At 39.7% G+C, this 23,328-nt stretch carries 21 protein-coding genes and 1 pseudogene; 18 read left to right on the plus strand and 4 right to left on the minus strand.

Annotation, left to right across the window (positions count from 1 at the left end):
• The first annotated feature begins 113 nt into the window (after positions 1 to 113).
• Both ligD and BGP15_RS26195 read left to right on the plus strand, forming a co-directional pair.
• On the plus strand, positions 114 to 2,813 hold the full coding sequence (ligD, locus tag BGP15_RS26190) for a DNA ligase D (RefSeq protein WP_286771183.1): 2,700 nt from the start codon (positions 114 to 116) through the stop codon (positions 2,811 to 2,813).
• A gap of 39 nt (positions 2,814 to 2,852) precedes the next feature.
• On the plus strand, positions 2,853 to 3,038 hold the full coding sequence (locus tag BGP15_RS26195) for a hypothetical protein (protein ID WP_046675983.1): 186 nt from the start codon (positions 2,853 to 2,855) through the stop codon (positions 3,036 to 3,038).
• A 78-nt stretch (positions 3,039 to 3,116) separates the two neighbouring features.
• Here the strand turns inward: BGP15_RS26195 and BGP15_RS26200 are convergent, their stop codons facing one another.
• On the minus strand, positions 3,117 to 3,485 hold the full coding sequence (locus BGP15_RS26200; protein WP_286771201.1) for a zinc-binding dehydrogenase: 369 nt from the start codon (positions 3,483 to 3,485) through the stop codon (positions 3,117 to 3,119).
• A gap of 454 nt (positions 3,486 to 3,939) precedes the next feature.
• Here BGP15_RS26200 and BGP15_RS26205 point away from each other — a divergent pair, with 454 nt between their 5' ends.
• The 11 genes from BGP15_RS26205 (at position 3,940) to BGP15_RS26255 (ending at position 15,756) form a co-directional block, all read left to right on the plus strand.
• Positions 3,940 to 4,776, plus strand: coding sequence for an SDR family NAD(P)-dependent oxidoreductase (locus BGP15_RS26205; protein WP_286771184.1), 837 nt, complete (start codon positions 3,940 to 3,942; stop codon positions 4,774 to 4,776).
• A gap of 99 nt (positions 4,777 to 4,875) precedes the next feature.
• Positions 4,876 to 5,826: a helix-turn-helix domain-containing protein gene (locus BGP15_RS26210; protein WP_286771185.1), complete on the plus strand. Its 951-nt coding sequence runs from the start codon at positions 4,876 to 4,878 to the stop codon at positions 5,824 to 5,826.
• Between the two features lie 142 nt (positions 5,827 to 5,968).
• Positions 5,969 to 6,541: a Crp/Fnr family transcriptional regulator gene (locus BGP15_RS26215; RefSeq protein WP_286771186.1), complete on the plus strand. Its 573-nt coding sequence runs from the start codon at positions 5,969 to 5,971 to the stop codon at positions 6,539 to 6,541.
• A gap of 78 nt (positions 6,542 to 6,619) precedes the next feature.
• Complete coding sequence (locus tag BGP15_RS26220) at positions 6,620 to 7,009, plus strand: RidA family protein (RefSeq protein WP_286771187.1); 390 nt, start codon at positions 6,620 to 6,622, stop codon at positions 7,007 to 7,009.
• Between the two features lie 240 nt (positions 7,010 to 7,249).
• On the plus strand, positions 7,250 to 7,867 hold the full coding sequence (locus tag BGP15_RS26225) for an alpha-ketoglutarate-dependent dioxygenase AlkB family protein (protein WP_286771188.1): 618 nt from the start codon (positions 7,250 to 7,252) through the stop codon (positions 7,865 to 7,867).
• 222 nt (positions 7,868 to 8,089) lie between these two features.
• The gene (locus BGP15_RS26230) at positions 8,090 to 10,981 is read left to right on the plus strand and encodes a response regulator (protein ID WP_286771189.1); all 2,892 of its coding nucleotides are present in this window, start codon (positions 8,090 to 8,092) and stop codon (positions 10,979 to 10,981) included.
• Between the two features lie 210 nt (positions 10,982 to 11,191).
• Positions 11,192 to 11,560, plus strand: coding sequence for a nuclear transport factor 2 family protein (locus BGP15_RS26235; protein ID WP_286771190.1), 369 nt, complete (start codon positions 11,192 to 11,194; stop codon positions 11,558 to 11,560).
• Positions 11,561 to 11,693: 133 nt separating this feature from the next.
• Positions 11,694 to 12,449: a helix-turn-helix domain-containing protein gene (locus BGP15_RS26240; protein WP_286771191.1), complete on the plus strand. Its 756-nt coding sequence runs from the start codon at positions 11,694 to 11,696 to the stop codon at positions 12,447 to 12,449.
• Between the two features lie 35 nt (positions 12,450 to 12,484).
• Positions 12,485 to 13,636: an FAD-dependent oxidoreductase gene (locus BGP15_RS26245; protein ID WP_286771192.1), complete on the plus strand. Its 1,152-nt coding sequence runs from the start codon at positions 12,485 to 12,487 to the stop codon at positions 13,634 to 13,636.
• 116 nt (positions 13,637 to 13,752) lie between these two features.
• The gene (locus BGP15_RS26250; RefSeq protein WP_286771193.1) at positions 13,753 to 14,469 is read left to right on the plus strand and encodes an FAD-binding oxidoreductase; all 717 of its coding nucleotides are present in this window, start codon (positions 13,753 to 13,755) and stop codon (positions 14,467 to 14,469) included.
• 234 nt (positions 14,470 to 14,703) lie between these two features.
• Entirely contained in the window at positions 14,704 to 15,756 is a 1,053-nt protein-coding gene (locus BGP15_RS26255; protein ID WP_286771194.1) for a DUF5694 domain-containing protein, read from the plus strand.
• A 6-nt stretch (positions 15,757 to 15,762) separates the two neighbouring features.
• Here the strand turns inward: BGP15_RS26255 and BGP15_RS26260 are convergent, their stop codons facing one another.
• Positions 15,763 to 16,107, minus strand: a complete 345-nt coding sequence (locus BGP15_RS26260; protein ID WP_286771195.1) for an immunity protein YezG family protein — start codon at positions 16,105 to 16,107, stop codon at positions 15,763 to 15,765.
• A 1,255-nt stretch (positions 16,108 to 17,362) separates the two neighbouring features.
• On the opposite strand from BGP15_RS26260, the pseudogene BGP15_RS26265 reads away from it, so the two are divergent.
• The 3 genes and pseudogenes from BGP15_RS26265 to BGP15_RS26275 all read left to right on the plus strand — a co-directional run.
• Positions 17,363 to 17,551: pseudogene (locus BGP15_RS26265) on the plus strand (MFS transporter); the annotation flags it as partial.
• Positions 17,532 to 18,815 carry a DHA2 family efflux MFS transporter permease subunit gene (locus BGP15_RS26270; protein WP_286771196.1) on the plus strand — a complete coding sequence of 428 codons (1,284 nt, stop codon included), beginning with the start codon at positions 17,532 to 17,534 and terminating at the stop codon, positions 18,813 to 18,815. The pseudogene BGP15_RS26265 and the gene BGP15_RS26270, both read left to right, overlap by 20 nt.
• A gap of 27 nt (positions 18,816 to 18,842) precedes the next feature.
• Positions 18,843 to 19,592, plus strand: coding sequence for an SDR family oxidoreductase (locus BGP15_RS26275; RefSeq protein WP_286771197.1), 750 nt, complete (start codon positions 18,843 to 18,845; stop codon positions 19,590 to 19,592).
• Between the two features lie 264 nt (positions 19,593 to 19,856).
• Here the strand turns inward: BGP15_RS26275 and BGP15_RS26280 are convergent, their stop codons facing one another.
• Positions 19,857 to 20,738, minus strand: coding sequence for a DJ-1/PfpI family protein (locus BGP15_RS26280; RefSeq protein WP_286709289.1), 882 nt, complete (start codon positions 20,736 to 20,738; stop codon positions 19,857 to 19,859).
• A gap of 405 nt (positions 20,739 to 21,143) precedes the next feature.
• On the opposite strand from BGP15_RS26280, the gene BGP15_RS26285 reads away from it, so the two are divergent.
• The gene (locus BGP15_RS26285; protein WP_286771198.1) at positions 21,144 to 22,079 is read left to right on the plus strand and encodes an alpha/beta fold hydrolase; all 936 of its coding nucleotides are present in this window, start codon (positions 21,144 to 21,146) and stop codon (positions 22,077 to 22,079) included.
• 53 nt (positions 22,080 to 22,132) lie between these two features.
• Here the strand turns inward: BGP15_RS26285 and BGP15_RS26290 are convergent, their stop codons facing one another.
• The gene (locus tag BGP15_RS26290; RefSeq protein WP_286771199.1) at positions 22,133 to 22,372 is read right to left on the minus strand and encodes a hypothetical protein; all 240 of its coding nucleotides are present in this window, start codon (positions 22,370 to 22,372) and stop codon (positions 22,133 to 22,135) included.
• A 205-nt stretch (positions 22,373 to 22,577) separates the two neighbouring features.
• Between BGP15_RS26290 and BGP15_RS26295 the strand changes: the two genes are divergently transcribed.
• Positions 22,578 to 23,328 (plus strand): DNA polymerase Y family protein (locus tag BGP15_RS26295; RefSeq protein WP_286771200.1); only part of this gene is annotated, 751 nt, incomplete at its 3' end.

Genomic DNA, 23,328 nt, shown 5'->3' on the forward strand with positions numbered 1-23,328 from the left:
AAAATGATGAATAGTAATAAACAGTTTAACAACATTTTGAGGGAAATATTTTAAACCTTTTTCATGCTACTATTGTGTTATAGAGAAAATGGGGGTAAAGTAAATAAATAGTTATGGGACTATCGAAATATCGTGAAAAGCGTTCTGAAGAGAAAACCCCGGAGCCGTTTGGGGGACAGCCAAATGGGACTGAACTACGCTTTGTTGTGCAGAAACATGATGCCTCTCATTTACATTACGACTTTCGTCTTGAGATGGATGGTGTTCTGAAAAGTTGGGCGGTGCCAAAAGGACCTTCTATGGATCCTAGTATTAAGCGCCTCGCTATGATGGTAGAAGATCATCCCTATGATTACCGAGACTTTGAAGGGGTGATCCCCAAAGGTCAATACGGTGGCGGTACCGTGATCGTCTGGGATGAAGGGACGTATGAGCCAGCTGAAAGTGGCATTAAGGAAGTAGCTAAACAAGAAAAAGACCTGTTGCATCAGCTCTATTCCGGCAAGCTTAAATTTAAGCTCAATGGTCAAAAGCTAAAAGGAGAGTTCGCTCTTGTTAAAGCCCACGGACGTGGAGATAACGGGTGGCTGCTCATGAAACTAGACGATAAATATGCCAGTGAGAAAGATATTACAACAAAAGATAAATCAGTGATCTCAGGCAAGACAATTCCACAGATGGAAAAATCACCCGATCAGGTTTATGGTAAACATATTATCAAAAAAGACAGTACGGTAAAAGATAAGCGTTCAACAAAAAACAAAGCATCTGAGCTAATCAATGATCAGCTTGAAGCTGTTCCTACGGCGACTTCCAAAAAGAAAACGAATATTCAGGCACTTTTAAAAAATGCGCCAAAACAAAGATTCTATTCCCATATCGAGCCTATGCTCGCTACCTTGGTCGATAAACCCTTTGATGATGAGGGCTGGATCTATGAAGTCAAGTGGGATGGATATCGCGCAGTAGCTTTTATGAATAAAGGTGAGGTGGAACTAAAATCCCGTAATGACAAGAGCTTTAATGAAAAATTCTATCCCATCTATGATCAATTGAAGGAGCTGAAATTAGATGCCATCTTGGATGGGGAAGTTGTTGTTTTAGGTGGAAACGGCACGGCCAATTTTGGCTCGCTCCAAAATTGGCGGAGTGAAGCGGATGGCGATCTGGTTTATTACGTTTTCGATATCCTTTGGTATCAGGGACAGGACCTGAAAGACCTAACATTGCTCGAGCGTAAGGCAATTTTAAAAGAAATCATTCCCAAAGGCAACAGCATCCTGGTCAGTGAACATTTTGAAACTTCCGGAATACATTTTCTGGAGGAAGCTAAAAAGCTTGGTTTAGAAGGGATTATGGCGAAGCGTAAAGATAGCACCTATCATATCCATAATCGTTCAAAGGACTGGCTTAAAATTAAAGCAAACAAAAGACAGGAAGTTGTCATAGGCGGGTATACACTGAATGATGATTCAAGTAAGCAGTTTAGTAGCCTTCTTGTAGGCGTCTATGAAGGAAAAAAATTGATCTACACCGGAAAAGTCGGTACTGGCTTTAATGTTAAGCTTCAAAAAGAAATGATGAAGCTATTTAAACCGCTTGTTATTAATAAAGCACCTTTTTCTGAAGAGCCCGACGTCAATAAGCCCTCGCGTTTCAGGCCAAATCCGCCACATGCTACCGTGACATGGCTTAAACCTGAACTTGTCTGTGAGGTGAGCTTTGCGGAATTAACCAGCGACGGTATTATGCGGCATCCTTCGTTTGACGGAATGCGGGAAGATAAAAGTGCCAAAAAAGTAATTCTTGAGGAGGAAACTCCTACAGAAAAAATGGTAGACGATATGGAAGATAAAATTGTTACACCCAGAGTAAAAGGGCCGCGGAAAACGCTATTAAATCCGACCGATAAAACCCAGGTCAGAAAGGTAAATGGCCATGAACTAAAGTTTACCAATTTAGATAAGGTGTTTTGGCCGAAAGAGGGAATAACCAAAAGAGACCTCATCAATTATTACTATCAGGCTGCTCCATTTATATTGCCCTATCTTAAGGATAGGCCACAGAGTATGAACCGTTTTCCGAACGGCATTGAAGGCGAAGGTTTTTATTTTAAGAACGTGACTGATACGGCACCGGAATGGGCAGAGACCTATCTCTACCACAGTGAAACAGATGAAAAGGACCGTCATTATCTTGTGGGCAAGGACGAAGCCACATTGCTCTATATGGCAAATCTCGGCTGCATTGAAATGAACCCCTGGAGCAGTACGGTTAAAAAGCCTGAAAATCCGTCGTTTTGTATAATTGACCTTGATCCGGACAAAAATTCGTTTGATCAGGTTGTTGAAGCTGCTCAGGTCACAAAGAGCATATTGGATGATATGGGGGCGACTAGCTACTGCAAAACCAGTGGCTCTACAGGGCTTCATATCTATATCCCGCTCGGTGGCAAATATACCTACGAACAATCTAAAGAGTTTGCCCGGGTAATTGTCACGCTAGTCCATCATGAGCTTCCTAAATTCACCAGTCTAGAGCGGTCCATAAAAGACCGCAAAGGGAAAATGTATCTTGATTTTTTGCAGAACAGGCCACACGCGACCATCGCAGCCGCATATTCTGTCCGCCCCAAACCAGGAGCGACAGTGTCTATGCCACTTCATTGGGACGAAGTGAAAAAAGGGTTAAAAATAAGCGATTTTCATATTTTAAACGCGATTGAAAGAATGCAGAGCGAAGGAGATATTTTTAAACCTGTATTGGGAAAAGGGATTAACCTAAAAAGTATAGTGGATAAATATTATAAATAAATTTCATTTTTAAAAATCAATAACTTTAAACGAGTATTTATGAACGTAAAACGCTTTTTCGGAACAATACTGACTATTCTTGGTATTGTCGGTTTAATTTATACAGGCTATGAACTCATCAATAAAAGCACTGCGTACACCAATTTAGGGGTAGTGGGCGTATTAGCTTTGATTTTCTTTTTTGCCGGTATCGGTCTGGTGAAAAATACCAAAGACGAGTCTTAGCATTAGCCACCAGTTAAAGACCAGCAGGGATCATAGTATATGGTGATCTCGATACATTTTTTTGCATCGCTGACCGTTTTATAAGGTAACCACTATCTTTCCGACGGTACGGCCGGTTTCGATTTGTAGATGAGCTTTTGCCATCTCGTCGAAACCGAAAACATGCGAAATGTGTGGTTTTAAAATACCATTTTCCAGTAAGGATGCTATTTTCTGCATATCGCGACCACTTGAATAAACCGACATGAAATAACAGGCATGTAACTGTTTTTTTTGAGCGTGAAGCTCATCCGCTTTGGTATGACCAGAAGGTAAGGTAACTATCGTTCCAAATGGTTTTAGTACCTGTACTGACTTCTGAAAATTAATACCTCCAATGGCTTCTAGCACAAAATCAACGTCATAAAGTACATCTTCGAAATGTGTCTTTTTGCTCGGCTTTTTTATAAAAGATCAAACGAATACTGCATTCCGGTTGTTCCTAATACGAAAAATGAGACGATTGCTTTTGCTGGCCTGATTTACACTTTGTCAAGCCAGCATTTTTTGAAACCGACTATCCCTTATTGGGATCATAACTATATATCAGGGCCGGACTATTCCGGCCTTTTTTACTATATGGTAGCAAATCTTGAACCTGGGATATTTATTGTATATGTCGGGTTGCCTTTTGCAGATATTGCCTTTAGCTACTTCATCTTGCTGTACGACTAATGTTTTTTCTAGATCATCCCAATGCTGTTTCACAGCCTTGAAAACATATTGAGAAATTTTCTAATACCATGATACTAAATTCCAGTAGCCCGTTGTTCTTTATTTTGGTTAGGATTATCCTCATTATGGCAACGTAAGTAAATCCATTTTAGAAGCAACTTTGCATTCATATTAATATTAGTTAAAAATGGAAAATAGGCAAAAGGAAAAAGTTTGGTTCATTACAGGATCTTCAAGAGGATTTGGAAAAATATGGACAGAAGCCGCTTTGAAACGTGGCGACAAGGTGGCAGCTACAGCACGTAATATAAATAGTATTGCCGCGTTAAAAGAAACGTATGGCGATCAGGTTTTGGTTCTTGAAGTGGATGTAACCAATCGCTCCCAAGTGCAAAATGCGATCCACCAAGCCAAGCAGTATTTTGGCAGATTGGATATTGTGCTCAATAATGCAGGGTATTCTTTAGTGGGGACCATTGAAGAGAGTAGCACTGATGAGGTAAAAGCCATGTATGAAACAAATATTATCGGACCTATCCATGTGATTCAGGCAGCATTACCCATACTGCGAGCCCAAGGGCATGGCCATATTTTAGGTACATCCAGTGCTGTCGGCATTTATAGTAATCCCCTAATCGGCTACTATTGTTCTTCGAAATTTGCGTTTGAAGCTATTTACGATAGTTTGTCTAAAGAAGTTGCGGCATTTGGCATCAAAGTAACGCTGATTGAACCTGGGGCTTACAATACCGAATTTGGCAGCACCGAATCACTGAAAATAGCCAGCAAAAAGCTACCGGATTATGACGATTTGAAAAGTCAGGTGATGAAAAATTTACAAACGATGAAGCGGGGAAATCCTAGTGCCACTGCCGATGCGCTATTTGCTGTTGTAGATGCTGAAAACCCACCGTTGCGATTCCTTTTGGGTAAAAATGATCTGCCATTTATCCGTCAAATTTATTCAGAGCGTCTCCAGGAATGGGAAACCTGGAAAGCGATTTCTCAAGCAGCCCAAGGCTAGTGATCTATGTCGTCGTTAACAATCTTGCGATCTATTCGCTTTTCTTTTTTGTGAGGAAAAGCGAATATTGTTTAACTTGTAACCTAGAATTTTTATAATATGGTTTCCAAAAAATCGAATCATTCCGTAAAAAGATTTAATACGCTGGCCGATGTCATGCAGGCATCAGGTTTTCCGCCGCCGCAGCATCCCTTAATTGTTTTGTTGAATGGGGTAGACAAGCCACTTGAAGGTCATGCTCCTCCTAAATCACATGTGTTGAACTATTATAAAATAGCTTTTAAACCAGATGCCGGAGGGGAATTAATCTATGGCCATACCAAATTTGATTTTAAAGAGGGCGGTCTGTTTTTTGTTGCTCCTCAGCAGATTCTCTCTGCTATAGAAACGGATAAGCAGAAGGAAACTGGAGAACAAAGCATACTTCGCCCACAGATCACGCTGCTCATAGATCCTGATTTTTTATTGCACTATCCGTTAGCCCAAAAGATCCATCAGTATCACTTTTTCTCCTACGCTACCAATGAAGCGTTGCACCTTTCGAACAAAGAAAAAGAAACCATTCTATCACTTTTCAGAAATATAGAAGAAGAACTTGAGAACCGTATAGACGAGATGAGCCACAATGTGATCATCGCCCAGATTGAACTGTTGCTTAATTATGCCCAACGATTTTATAACAGGCAGTTTCTGACCCGAAAACAAAACTATCCAAGTATTGCCGAGCGTATTGATCAATTGTTGGAGGATTATTTCAATAGCGATAAGGTCCTGAGTGGAGGAGTTCCCACCGTGAATTATCTTGCTGAGCAGCTGCATATGTCAGCGAGTTATTTAAGCGATCTGTTGCGAAACCTTACCGGTCAAAACACTCAGCAAATCATTCATGATAAAATGATTTATCGGGCAAAGAATAAGTTATCTACCACAGCTCTCCGCATTTCTGAAATTGCATTTGAATTAGGTTTTGAACAACCGCAATCTTTTAGCAGATTGTTTAAATTAAAAACCAAACAAAGTCCACAACAATATAGAGCCCAATTCAATTAATTTTTACGGATACTTAAACTCTCCGCACTATTTTTTCCGCGGCGGATTTGTATCAGCGTTTTTGAGAAAACACTTCATTTAGTCAATTTTACAATGGAAGTTTTAACACTTGTAATCAGCAGTAAATGGTACTTACAATCTAATGGAAGATAAATATAATCTGTTAAAAGAACATATAGAGAAAGTCGTTGTACTTACTGAAGATGAATTTGACTTGGTAAAAGCATGTTTTATTCAACGGCAGTATAGAAAGTCGGAATGTATTTTTAGGGAGGGAGATTCCGTAAACTATATTTACTTTGTATTGTCTGGTCTTCTTAAATTTTATTATACAGACGATGACGCTAAGCAACATATTGTTTCATTTGCAATGGAAGACTGGTGGGAAACCGATGTTTCGGCCTTTTACACGGGCGGAGATGCTTCATTTACTTTGGAATGTCTTGAGAACACAGAATTACTTTGCCTGTCGCTGGAAAATTTTGAAAGGTTGTGCAATAGGCTTCAAAAGATGGAACGCTTTTTCCTTCGTAAATCAATTGCCGGCCATATCGGTTCACAGCAACGGATCTTATCATTTTTAACCTCGGGAGCAAAGGAAAGATATGAGCAGCTGATCAAAAGAAATCCCGCTTTGCTGCAACGGATTCCAAAATTGTTGCTTGCTTCTTACCTAGGCGTATCCAGGGAGACATTAAGCCGTCTGTTTTCTTGATTTTATTTAATTGTGAGGTTTGTCACACAGGTGAATGTGAAAATATTTTGAGCTTTGCTCCATAATAATTTTACAGAAATGGAAAAGAAAATAATCAATCCTTGGAACTGGCAGGAAGCCAGAAATTATGTGCAGGCTGTTGAAATTAAACATGCCAATTCAACCTTATATGTGTCTGGACAATGTGCTATTAGTGATGATGGCGTATCGAGCACTGCTGATATGAGAACGCAGATTTTTCATACTATTGAAAATCTTGAAAAAGTTATTCAATCAAGTGGATATGAAGCTCGACATCTCGTTCGCCTCAATATCTACACGACCGATTCTACAGCGCTATTTGAAAACTTTGATGTAATTCAGGATTGGCTTACTAAAAATAATGTAAAGCAAACAAGTACAGTTTTGGAAGTCAAGACATTGTTTGAAACTTTGAAGGTAGAACTGGAAGCAACACTGGTTAAATAACGTCAGGATTAAAAAAATGGCGATAGCTCGCTATTTGCCATTTTTTTATTGTTGAATAACGTCCATAATCCGCATTTGGTTGGAAACTCATAAAGGAAAATTCTAATAGCTATAAAACGAAATAATCAGCAAAACTTTTCCCCTAAAATCGCAAACGCTCTGCGGCTAGGATTGTTCTTTCTTTGCAGGCATAGGTTTTTGATGCTTCGGAAAATCGTATAAATTTTAGCTCATTACTCCATGGATCAGCTTAGCTTATTTCAACATGAAGGATATATTTTTCCGCAGGGTCTCTTGGACTTTGAGCCAGACTTTCTTACGCAGGAGGAAGCTGATCAGTTGTTTGATTTCCTGCTGAAAGAAGTACCCTGGCAGCAGACATCCAAAATAATGTACGACCGAACGATATTGACTCCTCGCTTGACCGCCTGGTATGGCGACGAAAATGCTACTTATCAAATGGCCGGAAAAACGATAGCCGTGAACGAATGGCTTATCTCATTAAAGGCGTTGAAGGAGCGGATTGAACAGCGGTTTCATTGTACATTCAATTCCGTCTTGCTCAATCTATATCGCGACAACAACGATTCAGTCGCCTGGCACCGCGATCGCGAGAGCGAATTGGGCAATAGACCCGTGATCGGGTCGGTGAGTCTGGGACAAGCACGCTATTTTGATTTCAGGAAAGTGGACGATCATAATAAGAAGTATTCGTTGCTACTGAATCATGGTTCTTTGCTGTTGATGAAAGGCAATCTGCAGGAGACATGGGAACATCGAATCGCAAAATCTACGCAAAAGATGAGCGCAAGGATCAACTTGACATTTCGCCTGATCAACGAACTAGAGAATGAATAAACAATTTTTGTATAAAGATCAAAAGAAAGAGAACCGTCCATTGTTATAACAATACTTTTCATAAATAAGGTTAATAACAGATAGTAACAACCTTAAGTTCTCGATTTAAGGTTGTTTATCTAACATATTTTAATTTGAATTAATTCTTTTTTTATTAAAAAACTATTCAAATAAAATTGTTGTTTTGTTATAAACTAAATTTCTATAGCATATTACAACTTTATGCACAATCAAAGATACCCCAAAAACGATAACAGCCATCCTCTTATCATGGATAATAATTATAAGCTGGTCGCTGATATGATTAAAAAAGATCTTTTTGGAGTGCTCCTTAAAGCTAAATTAATATGTAATACGGAAATTGCAGTGTTGACTTTATTTGATAACAGTCAAAATTTTGTACAGACTTATTTTCATGATGTCGATGGCAATGTAAGTATCGATAAGGTATTTTTCGATTATGTGTTTGATGTCAACGGCACGCTAGAAATTCCAGACGTTAGCACTGAGCCTCAATCGCAGCGCAATTCAGTTATTTTTCAAAATTTTGGTATACTATATTATTATGAGACACCATTAATCGGTTACGACGGAAAAATAGTTGGTTTTTTAAGCGTTATGGATAGACGCCCCAACAATCTTACGGATAGTCAACGGACTCTTCTTTCATTATTGTGTATAGAAGTTCTTAATTTACTTCAAGAGAAAAACCAGCATCTCCAGTTAACTAGTAAATTGGAATATGTGAAATCTACACTAGACATGACCAGTCAGGTTGCCAGAGTAGGGAGCTGGGAGTATGACTTAGTTGATGATTATATCGATTGGTCTGAAATGACCAAGATTATTCATGGGGTCCCAAAGGACTATCGTCCATCTATTGAAACAGCAATAGAGTTTTACAAGGATCCTCAACATAAAATGAAAATTACTCAGGCTATAAATTGCGCAATATCTACGGGAGCATCTTGGGATCTTGAATTAGAGATTGATACCTATCAGGGTACAAGGTTGTGGGTTAGAGCATTGGGCAAAGCAGCTTTTAAAAAGGGTAAATGTGTTCGACTATATGGCACTTTTCAGGATATCGATAAGCGTAAACGCTCTGAAGCGGAATCGATACGTTCTAAGAAAATGCTTGAAGATGTTTTGAATGCCACTACTGCCGTTGCTATCATAGCAACTGACGCAGAAGGGGTGATAACCCTTTTCAACCGGGGCGCAGAAAATTTATTGGGGTATAAAAGTGAAGAAGTGATCGGTAAAATTACGCCGACATTATTTCATAGCAGTAGAGAAGTTAGAGATCGCGCGAAGGAACTTGAAATTGAATTTGGCTATCCGATTAGTGAATTTAGAGTGTTCGTCGAAATAGCGGAGCGCTACGGATACGAGCAAAGAGAGTGGATTTATATAAAAAAGGATTTTACGCAACTTTATGTATCTCTTGCCGTTACTGCAATGCGTGATATTTCTGGTCAGATTATAGGTTATCTTGGCATTGCCACAGACATCACGAAGATTGTACTTCAAAGAGAAGAGTTAGAGAAAGCTAAAAAGCTTGCTGACCAAGGTAGCGTGGCGAAGTCAGAGTTTCTCGCCAATATGAGTCATGAAATTCGTACACCTCTTAATGGGATTATAGGGTTTACGGATTTGATGAGTAGAACAAAACTAGACGATACACAAAAAGAGTATCTTTCCATTGTTGATCAGTCTGCTAATCTTCTTTTGAGTATCATAAACGATATACTTGATTTCTCTAAAATTGAAGCTGGCAAATTGGAGCTTTCTGTTGAAAAAAATGATCTGTATGAGATGTTTGCTCAGGTGGCAAGTTTGATTGATTTTCAGTGGAAAGCCAAAAAATTAGATTTTCGGGTAAATTTATCAGAATCATTACCACATTATGTTTGGGTTGACTCACTTCGTCTCAAACAGGTGCTCATGAATCTTTTAAGTAATGCAATAAAATTTACGGAAAAGGGAAGTGTTGCGCTACATGTTGATGTACTATCTTCGGACGAAAATTCCACGACGCTTCGCTTCTGTGTTACGGACAGCGGAATCGGTATTAAACCGGATAAACAGCAAAAGATATTTGAAGCATTTTCTCAAGAAGACGCGTCAATAAGTAAAAGATTTGGAGGAACAGGGCTAGGACTTAGCATTTCCAACCAATTGCTAAAAATGATGGACAGTAAATTACAATTGGAAAGTGAATACGGAAAAGGTAGCAAATTTTATTTTGAAATAACATTGAGATCTCTAAAAGGGGATGTATATGAATGGAAACTTTTAGAATCTTTACATATTATGATAGTCGCCCGGCGAGATGCCGAACGAGCAAATATTGCATTGATGTTGCAGATTAAGAAAGTTAATGTCTCGTTGGCCGATAACGGATTTGAAGTTCTTCAATTGTTGACTAAAGGAGAACGGTATGATGCGATTATTATCGACAATGATCTACCTATTATGAACGGTATCGATACTGTAAAAAAAATCAGGGAAAAGTTACTCTACAGAGGAGTTGGACAGCCTGTAGTTTTAATGTTATCAGTGCTTGAAACCAACCCAGCCCTTATTGCTGAAAGCAGCAATATTATTCATTGTATTAACAAACCAGTTAAAGTAGATCAACTGTATTCAACATTAGTTGCTGCGCTACAGCTGAATGAAGGATCTATCAAATATGCTGAAAAAGAAACGCTCATTTTGGAAGGCAAATACAAGATTTTAATTATTGAAGATAATAAATTTAGTATGTTGCTCACCAGAACCATTGTACAGAATGTTCTTCCCAATGCTGAAATCATAGAGGCTGTCGATGGTTTCGCGGGATTTGAATTGTTTAAGGACAATAGTCCTGATTTGGTATTCATGGATATACAGATGCCTGAAATGAATGGATATGAGTTAACTGAATTGATTAGGAAAAATGAGGACGGTAGGATGCATACACCAATTATAGCATTGACTGCAAGCAATATTAAGGAAGAAAAAGAACGATGCATTTCGTGTGGAATGGACGATTTTGCAGTGAAGCCTTTTGTTAAGAAAACGGTGCTGGAGCTTTTGAGAAAATGGTTGATAAACGACGACAATGAGTAAAGAATAAATCTACTTCACAATTATCGAATGTCCTACTTAAATCCTAATCTCTACAGTTCGTCGTAGCATTGAATATATCTTATTTCATCGTTTAAAACAACATGTTCCTCTGTGTGGTTTTATAAACTAACGGCGTATCATACTGATCCATCACAAGATCTAATGCTTGTAGACCGACAAAAATTAATGATTCAAAACAAATTGATAAAAATGAAAAATATAAGAATATTACAGATAGCCAATGAATTTATAGCAAAGGGAGATTATGAAAGCTTCTTAGCTTATTGTACTGCAGACACGAAATGGGTCTTTGTAGGGGATCGTATACTCCATGGGAAAGAAGAAGTCCGTGCTTATATGAAAGAGTTCTATCAGGAACCACCAGTTTTTAATGTGGAAAAATCGATTGAGGAAGGCGATTCTGTTATGGTGACCGGAGAAATTGGGTTGAGAAATAAGGCCGGAAAATATGAGCATTTCGATTATTGCGACATTTGGCGATTCGAAGATGGAAAAATGGCAGAGCTTAAAGCATTTGTCATTGAAAAACACGGATCGCCGCTATCGTCATCCGAATAGGCTTGGTATTTGATCTATTTCGTGTGTGGTTATACAATAATCCGTAATTTTGATTGAACGTGTGGGGCTTTTCACCGGATGTGCCGTAGTGAATTTAGCGGGAAAGGCTATTGCGCACAAACTCACTAAAGCAATGGAAAATGAATTAATATATCAGGCAGTAAAACCTGACAGGCCGTTAGCGGATTTTGTTGACAGCTTTTGGCTTTTACAAAACCAATCGGATTGTGATAAAGAGGTTGTTGTACTGCCTGACGGAAGAGTTGATCTATTTTTTACGCAATCTGCAACAGAGCCTTTCCACATGACGCTTTTGGGCATCCAAACTCAGCCGGGGCGGGCGACCATTGCGCCATTGCGACAGACTTACGCCATCAGTTTTAACCCGCTTGCAATCCAATCTGTTTTTCAGACCAGCATCGCCAACTTGGTGGACAGGGCAAGCCTCTTGCCTCCTAATTTTTGGAATTTTAGTGCCGACGACCTGAATGACTTTGATTTATTCTGTGCGAAAGCGACAAAAAAAATACAGTCACTTTTGCCACGTGAAGTTGACAACAGGAAACGAACACTGTTCGACCTTATTTATACATCAAACGGGGCGATTACAATCAAAGAACTTGCAGCACAATCGTTTTGGAGTCGGCAGCAGATCAACCGTTATTTCGATCAGCAGTTCGGACTTACAGCAAAAGCATATTGCAATATTATCCGCTTCCGTGCTTCCTTCCAGCACATCAAAGAAGGCAAATTGTTTCCACAACAAAACTTTGCCGATCAATCCCATTTTATTAAAGAAGTCAAGAAACTTGCTGGTGTTTCACCAAAAGAACTGTTGAAGAACCAAAATGAGCGTTTTATACAATTTTCAACGCTCAGATCCACCTAATTTTGTTCAGTCAAAAAAATTAAATTGTACTGGATATGAAATTACAAGACAAAAAAGTGGCAGTCGTTGGCGGTGGTCCAGGCGGACTCACACTAGCCAAACTCTTACAATTAAAAGGAGTAAATGTAACTGTATATGAGCGTGATAGTAATAAAGAAGTTCGCCAGCAGGGAGCTACACTGGACCTGCACGAAGAAAGTGGATTGGAAGCTCTTCGCAGGGCAAATTTGATGAACGAATTTAAAGCTAGCTTTCGACCCGAGGCTGGACGTTTAAGGGTGTTGGACGGCCAGGCCATCATCAAAATGGATGAGCACGAGCTTCCACATAAGGATCAGGAAGATCGTCCTGAAATTGATCGTGCCCCTTTGCGTGATATTTTAATAAACGCATTGCATGAAAGTACCATCGTCTGGGACAGTCAGTTTGTTTCAATGGAAGAACAGGATAATGGTTGGCTTCTGCATTTCAAAAACGGAAAATCTTTTTACGCTGACCTCGTCGTTGCGGCCGATGGTGCAAACTCAAAAATACGCCCTTATCTCACCGATATTAAGCCGATTTATTCTGGCGTGACGATTGTTGAGGGAAATGTCTACGAGGCTGAAGAAAACGCACCGAAACTTTGGGAAATCACAAAAGGCGGAAAAGTCTTTGCGCTTGGAAACGGACAATCCATTATCTTAAGTGCAAAAGGAGAGGGCAGTTTATCGTTTTATACCGGTTGTAAAGTCCCTGAAAATTGGGTGCAGGAAAGCGGCATTGACTTTAACAACAAGCAAAAGGTATTTGATTGGTTTAAAGTCGCGTTCTCCTCCTGGAGCGAACAATGGCATGAACTTTTTGCAAGTAATGAAATTTGGTTTATGCCACGCCCGCAATATTATTTTCCATTGGACCAGACTTGGCCCACATTACCCAACTTGACCATGCTTGGCGATGCGGCACATCGTATACCGCCCTATGCCGGTGAGGGTGTAAACCAGGCAATGCAGGACGCTTTTGAGCTGGCCGAAAATTTGACCAGCGATCATTTTCCGGATATTCAGACGGCAATTTCACAGTATGAAAAACAAATGCAGGCAAGGGCGGCCGAAGTTACCAAAGATACGTTGGAAAACACCGAAATATTACACGCGGAAGGTGGACTTGACAATTTGCTGGCGATGTTTAACGAGCGGAGGTAAACCACGCTCGGCCATTTCGTGGGCAAAAACCACGATTAATCCAATACCTACTCTTTTCCGTTCTATTTTATACGATCGGTTCTGCTGTACTTTGCTTTGAACAAAATATAAATACTATGCCAAGTGCACCAAAGTGGTTATTTGATACCTTAGAATTCTTAACGCCCAAGCTGCCTTTGATCGAAGTTGTCGAAACAGTCTCTTTATCAAAATCTGTGAAGAGGATTTGTTTCAAAGGGCATTTAAAAAATGTACAATTTACGGTCGGTTCGTTCATAGACTTCAGAATTAATGATACAGAGGCTCGAAGATATACCGTTTCCCATGCAGATACTGAAAAGGGCTTGTTTGAATTCGTCGTTTATTTGAATGGTAAAGGTTGTGGAAGTCGTCTTATGGCGGATTTGAAAGTGGGCGATCAAATTGTGATGTATAAGCCAAGAGCGTTAAGTAGGTACTATGATAAAACAACGCAAAGATTTGTCATTTTTGGCGATGAAACTTCGTTAGCACTTGCTTGTTCTTTTCTTCCAGTGTTAAAGAAGAACAAGCATCAGTTTATGTTTATTTTTGAATTAGAGGAAGAGAACAAAGATGTTCCAAAATTATTGGGTTTGGAAAACTGCCTGATATTTTCCAAAAACTTTTTGTCCAACAAGCAGGAGTGGGTAGGCAAACTGCCGGTGATCGATACTCCAGATTGGCAAGAAGCTAAGTTCGTGTTGACAGGTAATGCAAAATCGGCTCAACTCTTCAGAAAAATCATTAGAGAAAACACCAATGGTACCGTTTATTTACACGGCTACTGGTTAGCCGGTAAAAAGGGATTATAAATAGCTCGGACTTATCCTAGGTAATAATGAGCGAATCGTGTTTACATCCGGGCTATATTGTGCTTTATGCGACTTTAATGCTTCGCCGATGAGGTTAAACTTTAGGGATTTATTTGTATTTTTAGTTCTGTAGACGGCATAAGCGCCTGGCAGCGGATTTGTAAACTGTAGTACCAAATGCGAAGCTAAAAAAAGAACCATCTAATACCTAAACGAAACAAGAAGGCACAAAATATGAAGTATTTCTTTTATTTATTTTTCTTAATATCGATCAATGCCAAAGCACAGGATATTGAGGTTTTATTAATAGGTGTTTCCCATGATTACAGTAAATATCCTGTCCAGGATTTTTCTAGCATCCATCATAAAATTAGAAAATTTGAACCTGACGCCTTTTTTGGTGAGTTTTTGAGTAAAGAGGACGAGCGGTTGCTGATGGATTATTGGTGCAAACAGCCAAATATCGATCGGCTAAAAAAACTAAGAAGCAATCGAACTATAAAAGAGGTATTATTGCAGCATACAATTGACAGCTTGAAGAGACGATCTAAGCAGCAATCCCATGATTATCATGTAAAAGCCGATTTAGCGCATGCTTATTATCTTGATCAAGATGTGGCAAATGGGCATTACCAATTTTGGCAGGTGTATAATTTTCTGTGTCATCATCCTAATAGCGAACTTGAAACCTATATCGAAAAACTGCTTAGCCCGGGTGTAGATACCACAGGCCGTAGTATGAAAAGGCTAAAAACATCTGAGTATGCTTATATCGCCTTCCCGATGATGCAGGAGTTGGGCATCGAGGAACTGATGTCTATGGATTGCCAGGACTATGATCTGAATTGGCAAGCATCTTGGGGAGCATTTGACGCAAAGTTTGCCTTGTTCAAGAAAAATATAGTTGATTCTTCAAAAAATCATTTAAAAACAGCTTTGATAGCTATTGACAAAGGCTTTGAGAAATATGCTCATATCGAAAAGTCTTCAAATATGATAACGGAATGGTTGAACACGGATGAGGCCGCCGAAATTTCCGCCTCGGGAGATTTTTACTTGCCTGTTATGTCTAATATGAATGAGTTTCCCAAAGAAGATATGCTGTCAAAAATACATTGGTGGATTATGAGAAATGAGGGAATGTGCGATAACGTTGTCAACAGGGCTAAGATGGTAGGCGCCAAAAGAGTTGTAGTCCTAGCTGGGGCCAACCATAGAAAGTACATGCAGGATATTTTCAAGACGATGCCTGCTGTCAAAGTGAGAAACATCAATGAAGTTAACTAGCTTTCTCTATTCTTTTGATAATCTTATTACTTCATCATGGAGCTCCTGATCCCAGATAAACTGTATGTCAAACTCACCGTCTGACTGTAAGGAAAAAATAGCTCTATTCCACCTGTTTCTATCATCTTCCGTTGTTATTTTCTGAAGTTCCAGAATATCAAATGTTAAGTCAAAATCGAACTGATCAACGTCTAGTTGCTGTTTTTGATCATTTTTATTGACATAACTTCCCGTAAAACTGACCATTTCTCCAATAGCCTCTATGTCTAACGCTGCCGCAATCCACTCTTCTTTGATTACAGAATTAATATTGCTGGCAATAGTACTATAAATATCATCAATTGTTTTCATAATCGTTTCAAATTTATTTAACTGAGTATTTCTTTATGGCAGACAATCTTATTTAGTCGACATTATTATTCTGGCCGCTATTTCTTTAGAATTCCTTTATTTTCAACCTTCCCTGAAAAAAGGTTATGCAAGAGAGATGAGGAAGAGGCAGGTAACATACACCATTCTTCAAGTCTCGCTTTTAGACTTAGCTGTGAAAGCCTATATAGAAATATTAAAATGAAATATAACTTTCAAGATTTTTATCAGATTGAAGATCCTTCCACAATATGAGGAGACCTCTGGCTATTATGAGCTGACTGACGTTTTACACATACAACTGATTACGTCCTGCTGTATGTGGAGTTTTCGAGTTCTATCAAAATATTCAGAACGGTTTGAACATAGGCAAATTTTGCCGGTTTTCAAATCAGAAAGAAAGATCTATGTTAGGTGTAGAAATAATTATATTACGGAGGCGGGCATTACGGCTATTGATTAAATCGCCTATGGTTTCCAATAAGTAATCAGCTTGAAAGACTTTCCGATATAACTCCGATACCGAGGAGATAACCCTTTTATGTCTAAGATAACCCCTTAACGTGGGGTACTTTGCCTATATAATTTAAATCAAAGAAATATCGCGAATCAATTTTTAATCAAGAACACGATGCTGGAGATGAAAACTCTTGATTACTGAAGTCGCGGCATTACAAAGTGGTATCACAAATTAGTAAATGAAAATATATATAAAATAATATACCGAACGGTATTATATTTTTATATATTTGTGTACGATTCAGACAAGAGTGAATTGGCGGTTGAAGCATTTCAGCAACATCTTGATTGTGTTAAACCGAATCAGTGAATGCATAAATGCTGCTTCAATTTCGTATGGCTATAAAATAATATGATAATAATTTATGAACAATCTTTTAAAATTAACGATCGAGGCACATGGAGGCCTTCAAAATTGGAATATGTTTACTAACATACCTGCACACCTAAAACTAATGTAATGGATATTGTGCTGAAGTAGTTCACAAATTTGCTGAACCAAGGCTGATGGAATGGTCACATTTGCAACAGGACAGCAATACAAGACAATTTTAACTATTTTAAGGATTTTTTTAAGTCGTAATATACCAATCGGTATATTTCGGCTTAAGAGTTTAAAAATAAAAAAATGAATAGAATACTCCTGATCATTACCGTTATATCAGCGGCTATCATGGAATTGATTGATACATCCATTGTCAACGTGGCAATCAATCATATGAGCGGAAGCTTGGGTGCAACATTGGAAGATACTTCCTGGGTTGTGACTTCTTACGGCATCGCAAACGTTATCATTATTCCGATGACGGGTTTTCTTGTGAATAACCTGGGACGTAGAAACTACTATATAGGATCCCTTATACTGTTTACATTATGTTCTTTTATGTGTGGCAACGCCTCCGGTATTTGGGAATTGGTGGCTTTTCGCTTTTTTCAGGGTATCGGCGGGGGGGGCATTACTCTCTGTCTCCGCGACGGTGGTCTACGAATGCTTTCCAAAAGAAAAACAAAATATCGCGAGTGCTCTGTTCGGTATCGGTGTTTTTATCGGACCGACGATCGGGCCAACACTTGGCGGACACATAATTGATAACTTTTCCTGGGAATGGATTTTTTATATTAATATTCCTATCGGTATCATTACTGCTATTATCTGTTATCGAATACTTCCGGAATCTCCAACCAGAAAAAAGGTCAAAGAAATAGACTGGGCGGGAATCTTATTATTGATCGCAGGGATTGGTTCTTTACAGACCATTCTTGAACGTGGGGAAACCGAAGATTGGTTTGAAACCCGGTATATCACCGTACTTGCAGTTATCGCATTTCTTTCACTTCTTCTTTTTGTTTACAGAGAACTTACCACAGCACACCCTGTGGTGAAATTATCTATTTTAAGATCCCCTTCATTAAGTATTTCTGCGTTGCTCACTTTTATTACCGGTATGGGGATGTTTACTTCTATTTATTTGACCCCAGTATTTGCTCAGCGGCTTTTACAGTTTACCCCATCAATGGCTGGTTTAATGCTCCTTCCGGGATCTATCATAGCCGTATTTGCGCTGATAATTACAGGGCGTGTGCTACAGAAGGGTGTACCACCTGCATTAGTAGTGTTCATCGGCTTCTGTTGCTTCATCTATTTCAATTGGTCGATGTCAAGGGTAACTCTAGAAGTCCCGTTCACAACAATTTCAGTTAATTTGATCTTCAGGGCACTGGGAATGGCATTGCTGACGGTTCCTCTTTCTACGCTTGCTATTTCGTCATTAAGACCCGAAGATATACCACAGGGAACAGCCATAAATAATATGATGAGGCAGCTGGGCGGATCTTTTGGTATTTCTATCATCAATACGTTTATTGTCAGAAGAATGGCCCAGCACAGGTCGGATTTAGTTTCAAACATCACCTACACAAATCATTCAGTGGTAGAAAGACTGAATAAGTATACAGCTCTTTTTCAAACGAAAGGTTTTGGGCATGATGATGCACAGCATCGGGCCGTCGGACTAATGGATATGTTTGTGCAAAAACAGGTTTTCATGTTAAGTTACATCGACGCTTATCTTTTCATCGGTGCGGCATTTGCACTATCACTACCTCTGCTATTATTTTTCTCGATGCGGAAAAGCAATAAAAAAATTGTGGTCGCAGCAGCTGATCATTAATAAAATTAATCTCAAAAAATAAGAAATATGAACACAAAAAACAACACGGTTATTATTTCTGGCGGTACCGCCGGAATAGGTTTGGAGCTTGCCAAGCTATTTGCAGCATATGGAAATAAAGTGATTATAACAGGCCGTACAAAAGAACGGTTAGATAAAGCTTTACAACTTTTGCCCGGCGCCATAGGAATTCAGTGTGACATCTCGAAACCGGAAGATACCGACGCCCTGATAAGAGAAATTCAAAGCAAACACAGCGATGTTAACATATTGATCAATAATGCAGGTGCAGCACATGTTTATAATCTGTTAACAGAAAATATAAACGCAGAGGAAAAAGCGCGCGAAGAAATGCTTACCAATTACTTATCCATAATCCGACTAAATGAGAAGCTTTTGCCTTTGCTTCAAGCCAAAAAAGAATCGGCAATAGTTAACGTTTCTTCTGTTGTTGCTTATGTGCCGGGAGGCCTTGCAACATATTCAGCAAGTAAGGCTGCTCTGCATTCTTATACACAGTCGTTAAGAATAGCGCTCGATAACATCTCTTCGACAGTAAAGGTCTTTGAACTTATGCCGCCCTTAGTTGATACGGAATTTTCGGCACCCATTGGTGGACAAAATGGTATTCCCGCGTCTGAAGTAGCTACACGTTTTATTCAGGGATTCACGGAAGATGAACTTGAAATCAGAGTAGGGAAGACCGATGATATTTACCGCAGTTATCTTGCCAACCCAGCAGAAACATTGAAAATGATGAATCCGAGCAGCAAGTAATTTAAGTGAAACTTTTTATAAAGCGAAATAAGCTGTATAACAGAAGCATACCTTTAAAGGGGTTTTGCATATTAGACACATGTGCTTGCAAAACAGGATATAGCCCTTTTATTAACGAAAGAATAGGCAGAAATTCAGAAATATACCTAACTTTAAATTAGAGCAAAGCCCAAAGCCGGTTTAACATTGGCTCAAGCGGAGATCTAGCCAAAAAAAGGCTCCCTTATCGGTTAATAAGGGAGCCTTTTATTTGAAAAAAATCGCCTATCCATTTTCCACTTTTGATTTTTCATGGGCGAGAAGTTCATCTGCGCAGAGTTTTCCGAATTTATCGGCCGCCAATGGGCTATCCCCAGTAATCAATTTTCTGTCAACGTGACAATCGCCGGCAATTTTTTTATTCAAGATTTCAACCCCAAGTTGTTTGAGTTTTTCGCCATAAAACCAGGGCATCTCGCCCGGCTGGTAACCACTTTCTGGCAAAGTCTTATCCATTTCATCGGGAAACGAATTGATCTTATACCCCTTAAAGGGAAACTCAGCGTCTCCGCAATCTGCAGCGCTTAAGAGCGCTGCCGGGCCATGGCAGATTGCCAAGAGATATTTATCTTCAGTTACCGCCCATTTGATAAGTTCTTTTACATCATTATTTTCAGGTAGCCCGAGCATTGCGCCATGTCCACCTGGAATAAAAACGGCCACGTAGTCAACATATCCTTTGTTCGTATCAGCTATAAAATCCCGTAGGTTGTGCGGGTTTGAAAATTGTGTATTATACTTGTCGAGGATTTTACCGATGTTTTCATCCTCGTACGGCATAGCCCACATTTCGAATTTTACAGGAGCACCGGTTGGTGTATAGAAGTCAACCTCAAATCCAGCCTGTTCGAAATGAAGAATGGGAACGAGTGTTTCGACCGGATGATTGCCTGTTGAAAATTTCTTTCCATTTTTCATGGTCATATACCGTTCTTCTGTGCAAAGCACAAGAATCTTTTTTCGGGTGTCCTTGTTGACATCGCTGTACTTTTTTTTGCTGTAATTTGTCTTGGTCGTAACCATTGTCTTTCTTGAAAAAAAAGAAGGTTCGTAACCAATCCCGTCAAATACGGGTTCTTTGCTCAAATCGTTTGAAAATAATGACATAGTAATATTTTTTTTGGTTCGACATTCGTGCTATTGATAAGCTTCGAAGGTCAAACTTTCCACATTTATTAATCTTTAAGAGATAACAATATCAAAACCCATGCTGTTTCGCCTAAAAAATATTTGTAATCAGGGCAAAATATTTTACGAGGAACTCGGCTTTATGTACTCTAAAATATTTCACCGCTAAAGTAACTAACCATATTAGGTTTTAAGGTAGCTTGGACGCTGTTCAAGAGGGCTTTTTCTTTTTGTACATGAGGGAACATATTTTCCAATTTGCCGTCTCTTCAATACAATCCAACAGATCGATATCCGGCATCAAGGTATACGTTTCATTTGGCAGGAGTAAAAAAAATATTAGCTCCAGTGTAACAGATGTTTACCTCCATATACTTATTGTATATGAAAGAACTATTCAAAGCAATGCTGTTGCTGTTTTTAGGCACAGCTTTTACGAAAGCTGTATCGGCGCAGTCTAATACGAGTCAATCGGTTATGGTTGAGGGAAAAAAAATGGCCTATAAAACCAGCAATCTTGCCAACCGCAAAGCGGGGGAACCTATTTTGGTGTTCGAAGCCGGATTGGGCGGCGGTACATTTGATCCGATTTTACCCCTTTTGCCCAACCATATCGCGAGTATTCAGTACGAAAGAAGTGGTATTGGTAGTTCCGAACCCGACTCCCGTATTGTGACAGATAGCCAGGTGGTGGCGCGCTTACATGGCCTTTTGCAAACCTTGGCCATTCAGCCCCCTTACTTGTTAGTGGGGCATTCCATGGGAGGCCCCTACATCCGTCTGTTTGCAGCCCGATATCCCGATGAAGTATGCGGACTGGTATTTTCGGACCCGACGGATTTTATGTTAACCGAGCAAGAGGATGAACATGCTAAGGTGGTCTCGAAGAGTAAAACGAGCTATCAGCAGATTACAAAGATTATTATGGAGCAGATGTCCAAAAATAAAAATTCCAGTGCGGGAGCACATATTGATGCTGCTCGAGCGCTAACGTCCATTTCAAAAGGATACTTTCATGAATATCGAACATTGCCGCCATTGAAAAAAGAAATTGCTGCTACAGTAATCATATCCTACAACAAAAATATTGAACTGCCCGATGAAGAGCTGGACCGTAAACTAAATCTGGGTATCAATTTTAAGGCCTGGTGGAAAGAATACGATGAATTGCGAATCCAGCATTATGCAACATTGTTAAAAGACAATGACAACAGCATGCTTGTCCTGCTCCCGAAATATTCACATGGTATTTACTACCAAAATCCGCAATTGGTCGCAAAACTTATACAGGACAATTTTAATAGCTATAAAAAGGAATAACTACTTCGAGTCCGTTAATTCGAGGTTGGATCCGAGGTAGGAATCAAGGCTTTTTATTTTCCCCTTTTCTTCTTTACCAGCACGGTCCAATCGTCCTGTACACTTTCTGTGCCGACCAATAACAGCGCATCATCTATCGACAATAAATCGTCTTCCCAAAGTGGTGTTGTGCTGGTCTGCGCGAGCAGCTGTTCAAGAATTCCTTTCATGGGTTTATAGGCGTGCTCGCCAAATTTTCGCCATAAGTACATGAATCCTTCACGCTTTAAATAGCTGAGTATCTTTTCGTTCATAGGTCGCGTTTTGTAATAAACAGCACGGCCGCCATCTTGTTTAAGCCAACGACCGAATATAAATTATATCGCTGACAATGAATGTGATAAAAATTAAACCATTGTGCCTTCTTGATTGTTTGCTAATAATATTAGTAATTTTGAACTGAGCAACTACCAAATTAAGAGAAGCCGAGGGACGGCTTTTTTATACAATTGAAAAAACATGGAGAGGAGTATAGTACATTGTGATCTCGATACATTTTTTGTATCTGTAGAGCGTTTGCAGAACAGCAAGCTCATCGGAGTACCCGTGCTCATAGGCGGAAGTAGTGACCGCGGGGTAGTTGCGTCTTGTTCCTATGAAGCCCGTAAGTTTGGCGTGCATTCCGCTATGCCGATGCGGCTGGCACTACGCATGTGTCCCGAAGCCGTTGTAGTCCGGGGCGATCACGATCGATACAGCCACTATTCTGGTATCGTTACACAGATTATCGAAGAAGAAACGCCTATTGTCGAAAAAGCCAGTATAGACGAACATTATCTCGATGTCTCCGGTATGGACCGCTTTTTTGGTTGTTGGAAATGGACCCAGGAGCTCCGCCAGCGTATTATCCGAGAGACTGGATTACCCATTAGCTTTGGTCTTTCGGTCAACAAAACCGTCTCTAAGATCGCCACCGGTACGGCCAAACCCTGTGGTGAAAAGCAGGTACAAAATGGTACCGAAAAAGGTTTCCTCGCACCGCTATCCATCCGCAAGATTCCCATGGTAGGCGAGAAGTCCTTTACCTTGCTCCGAAATATGGGGATTTCCAAGATCGGAACCCTACAGCAAATGGAGGTGTTCACCATGCAGAAGGTCCTCGGGGAAAATGGGATCAACATCTGGCGCAAAGCCAATGGGCTTGATGATTCCCTGGTGTTGCCTTTTCGGGAGCAAAAGTCCATGTCCAAAGAAAATACCTTTCAGCAGG

Origin of the sequence: Sphingobacterium sp. 40-24 (assembly GCF_001899705.1) — a bacterium.
GTDB lineage: Bacteria > Bacteroidota > Bacteroidia > Sphingobacteriales > Sphingobacteriaceae > Sphingobacterium > Sphingobacterium multivorum.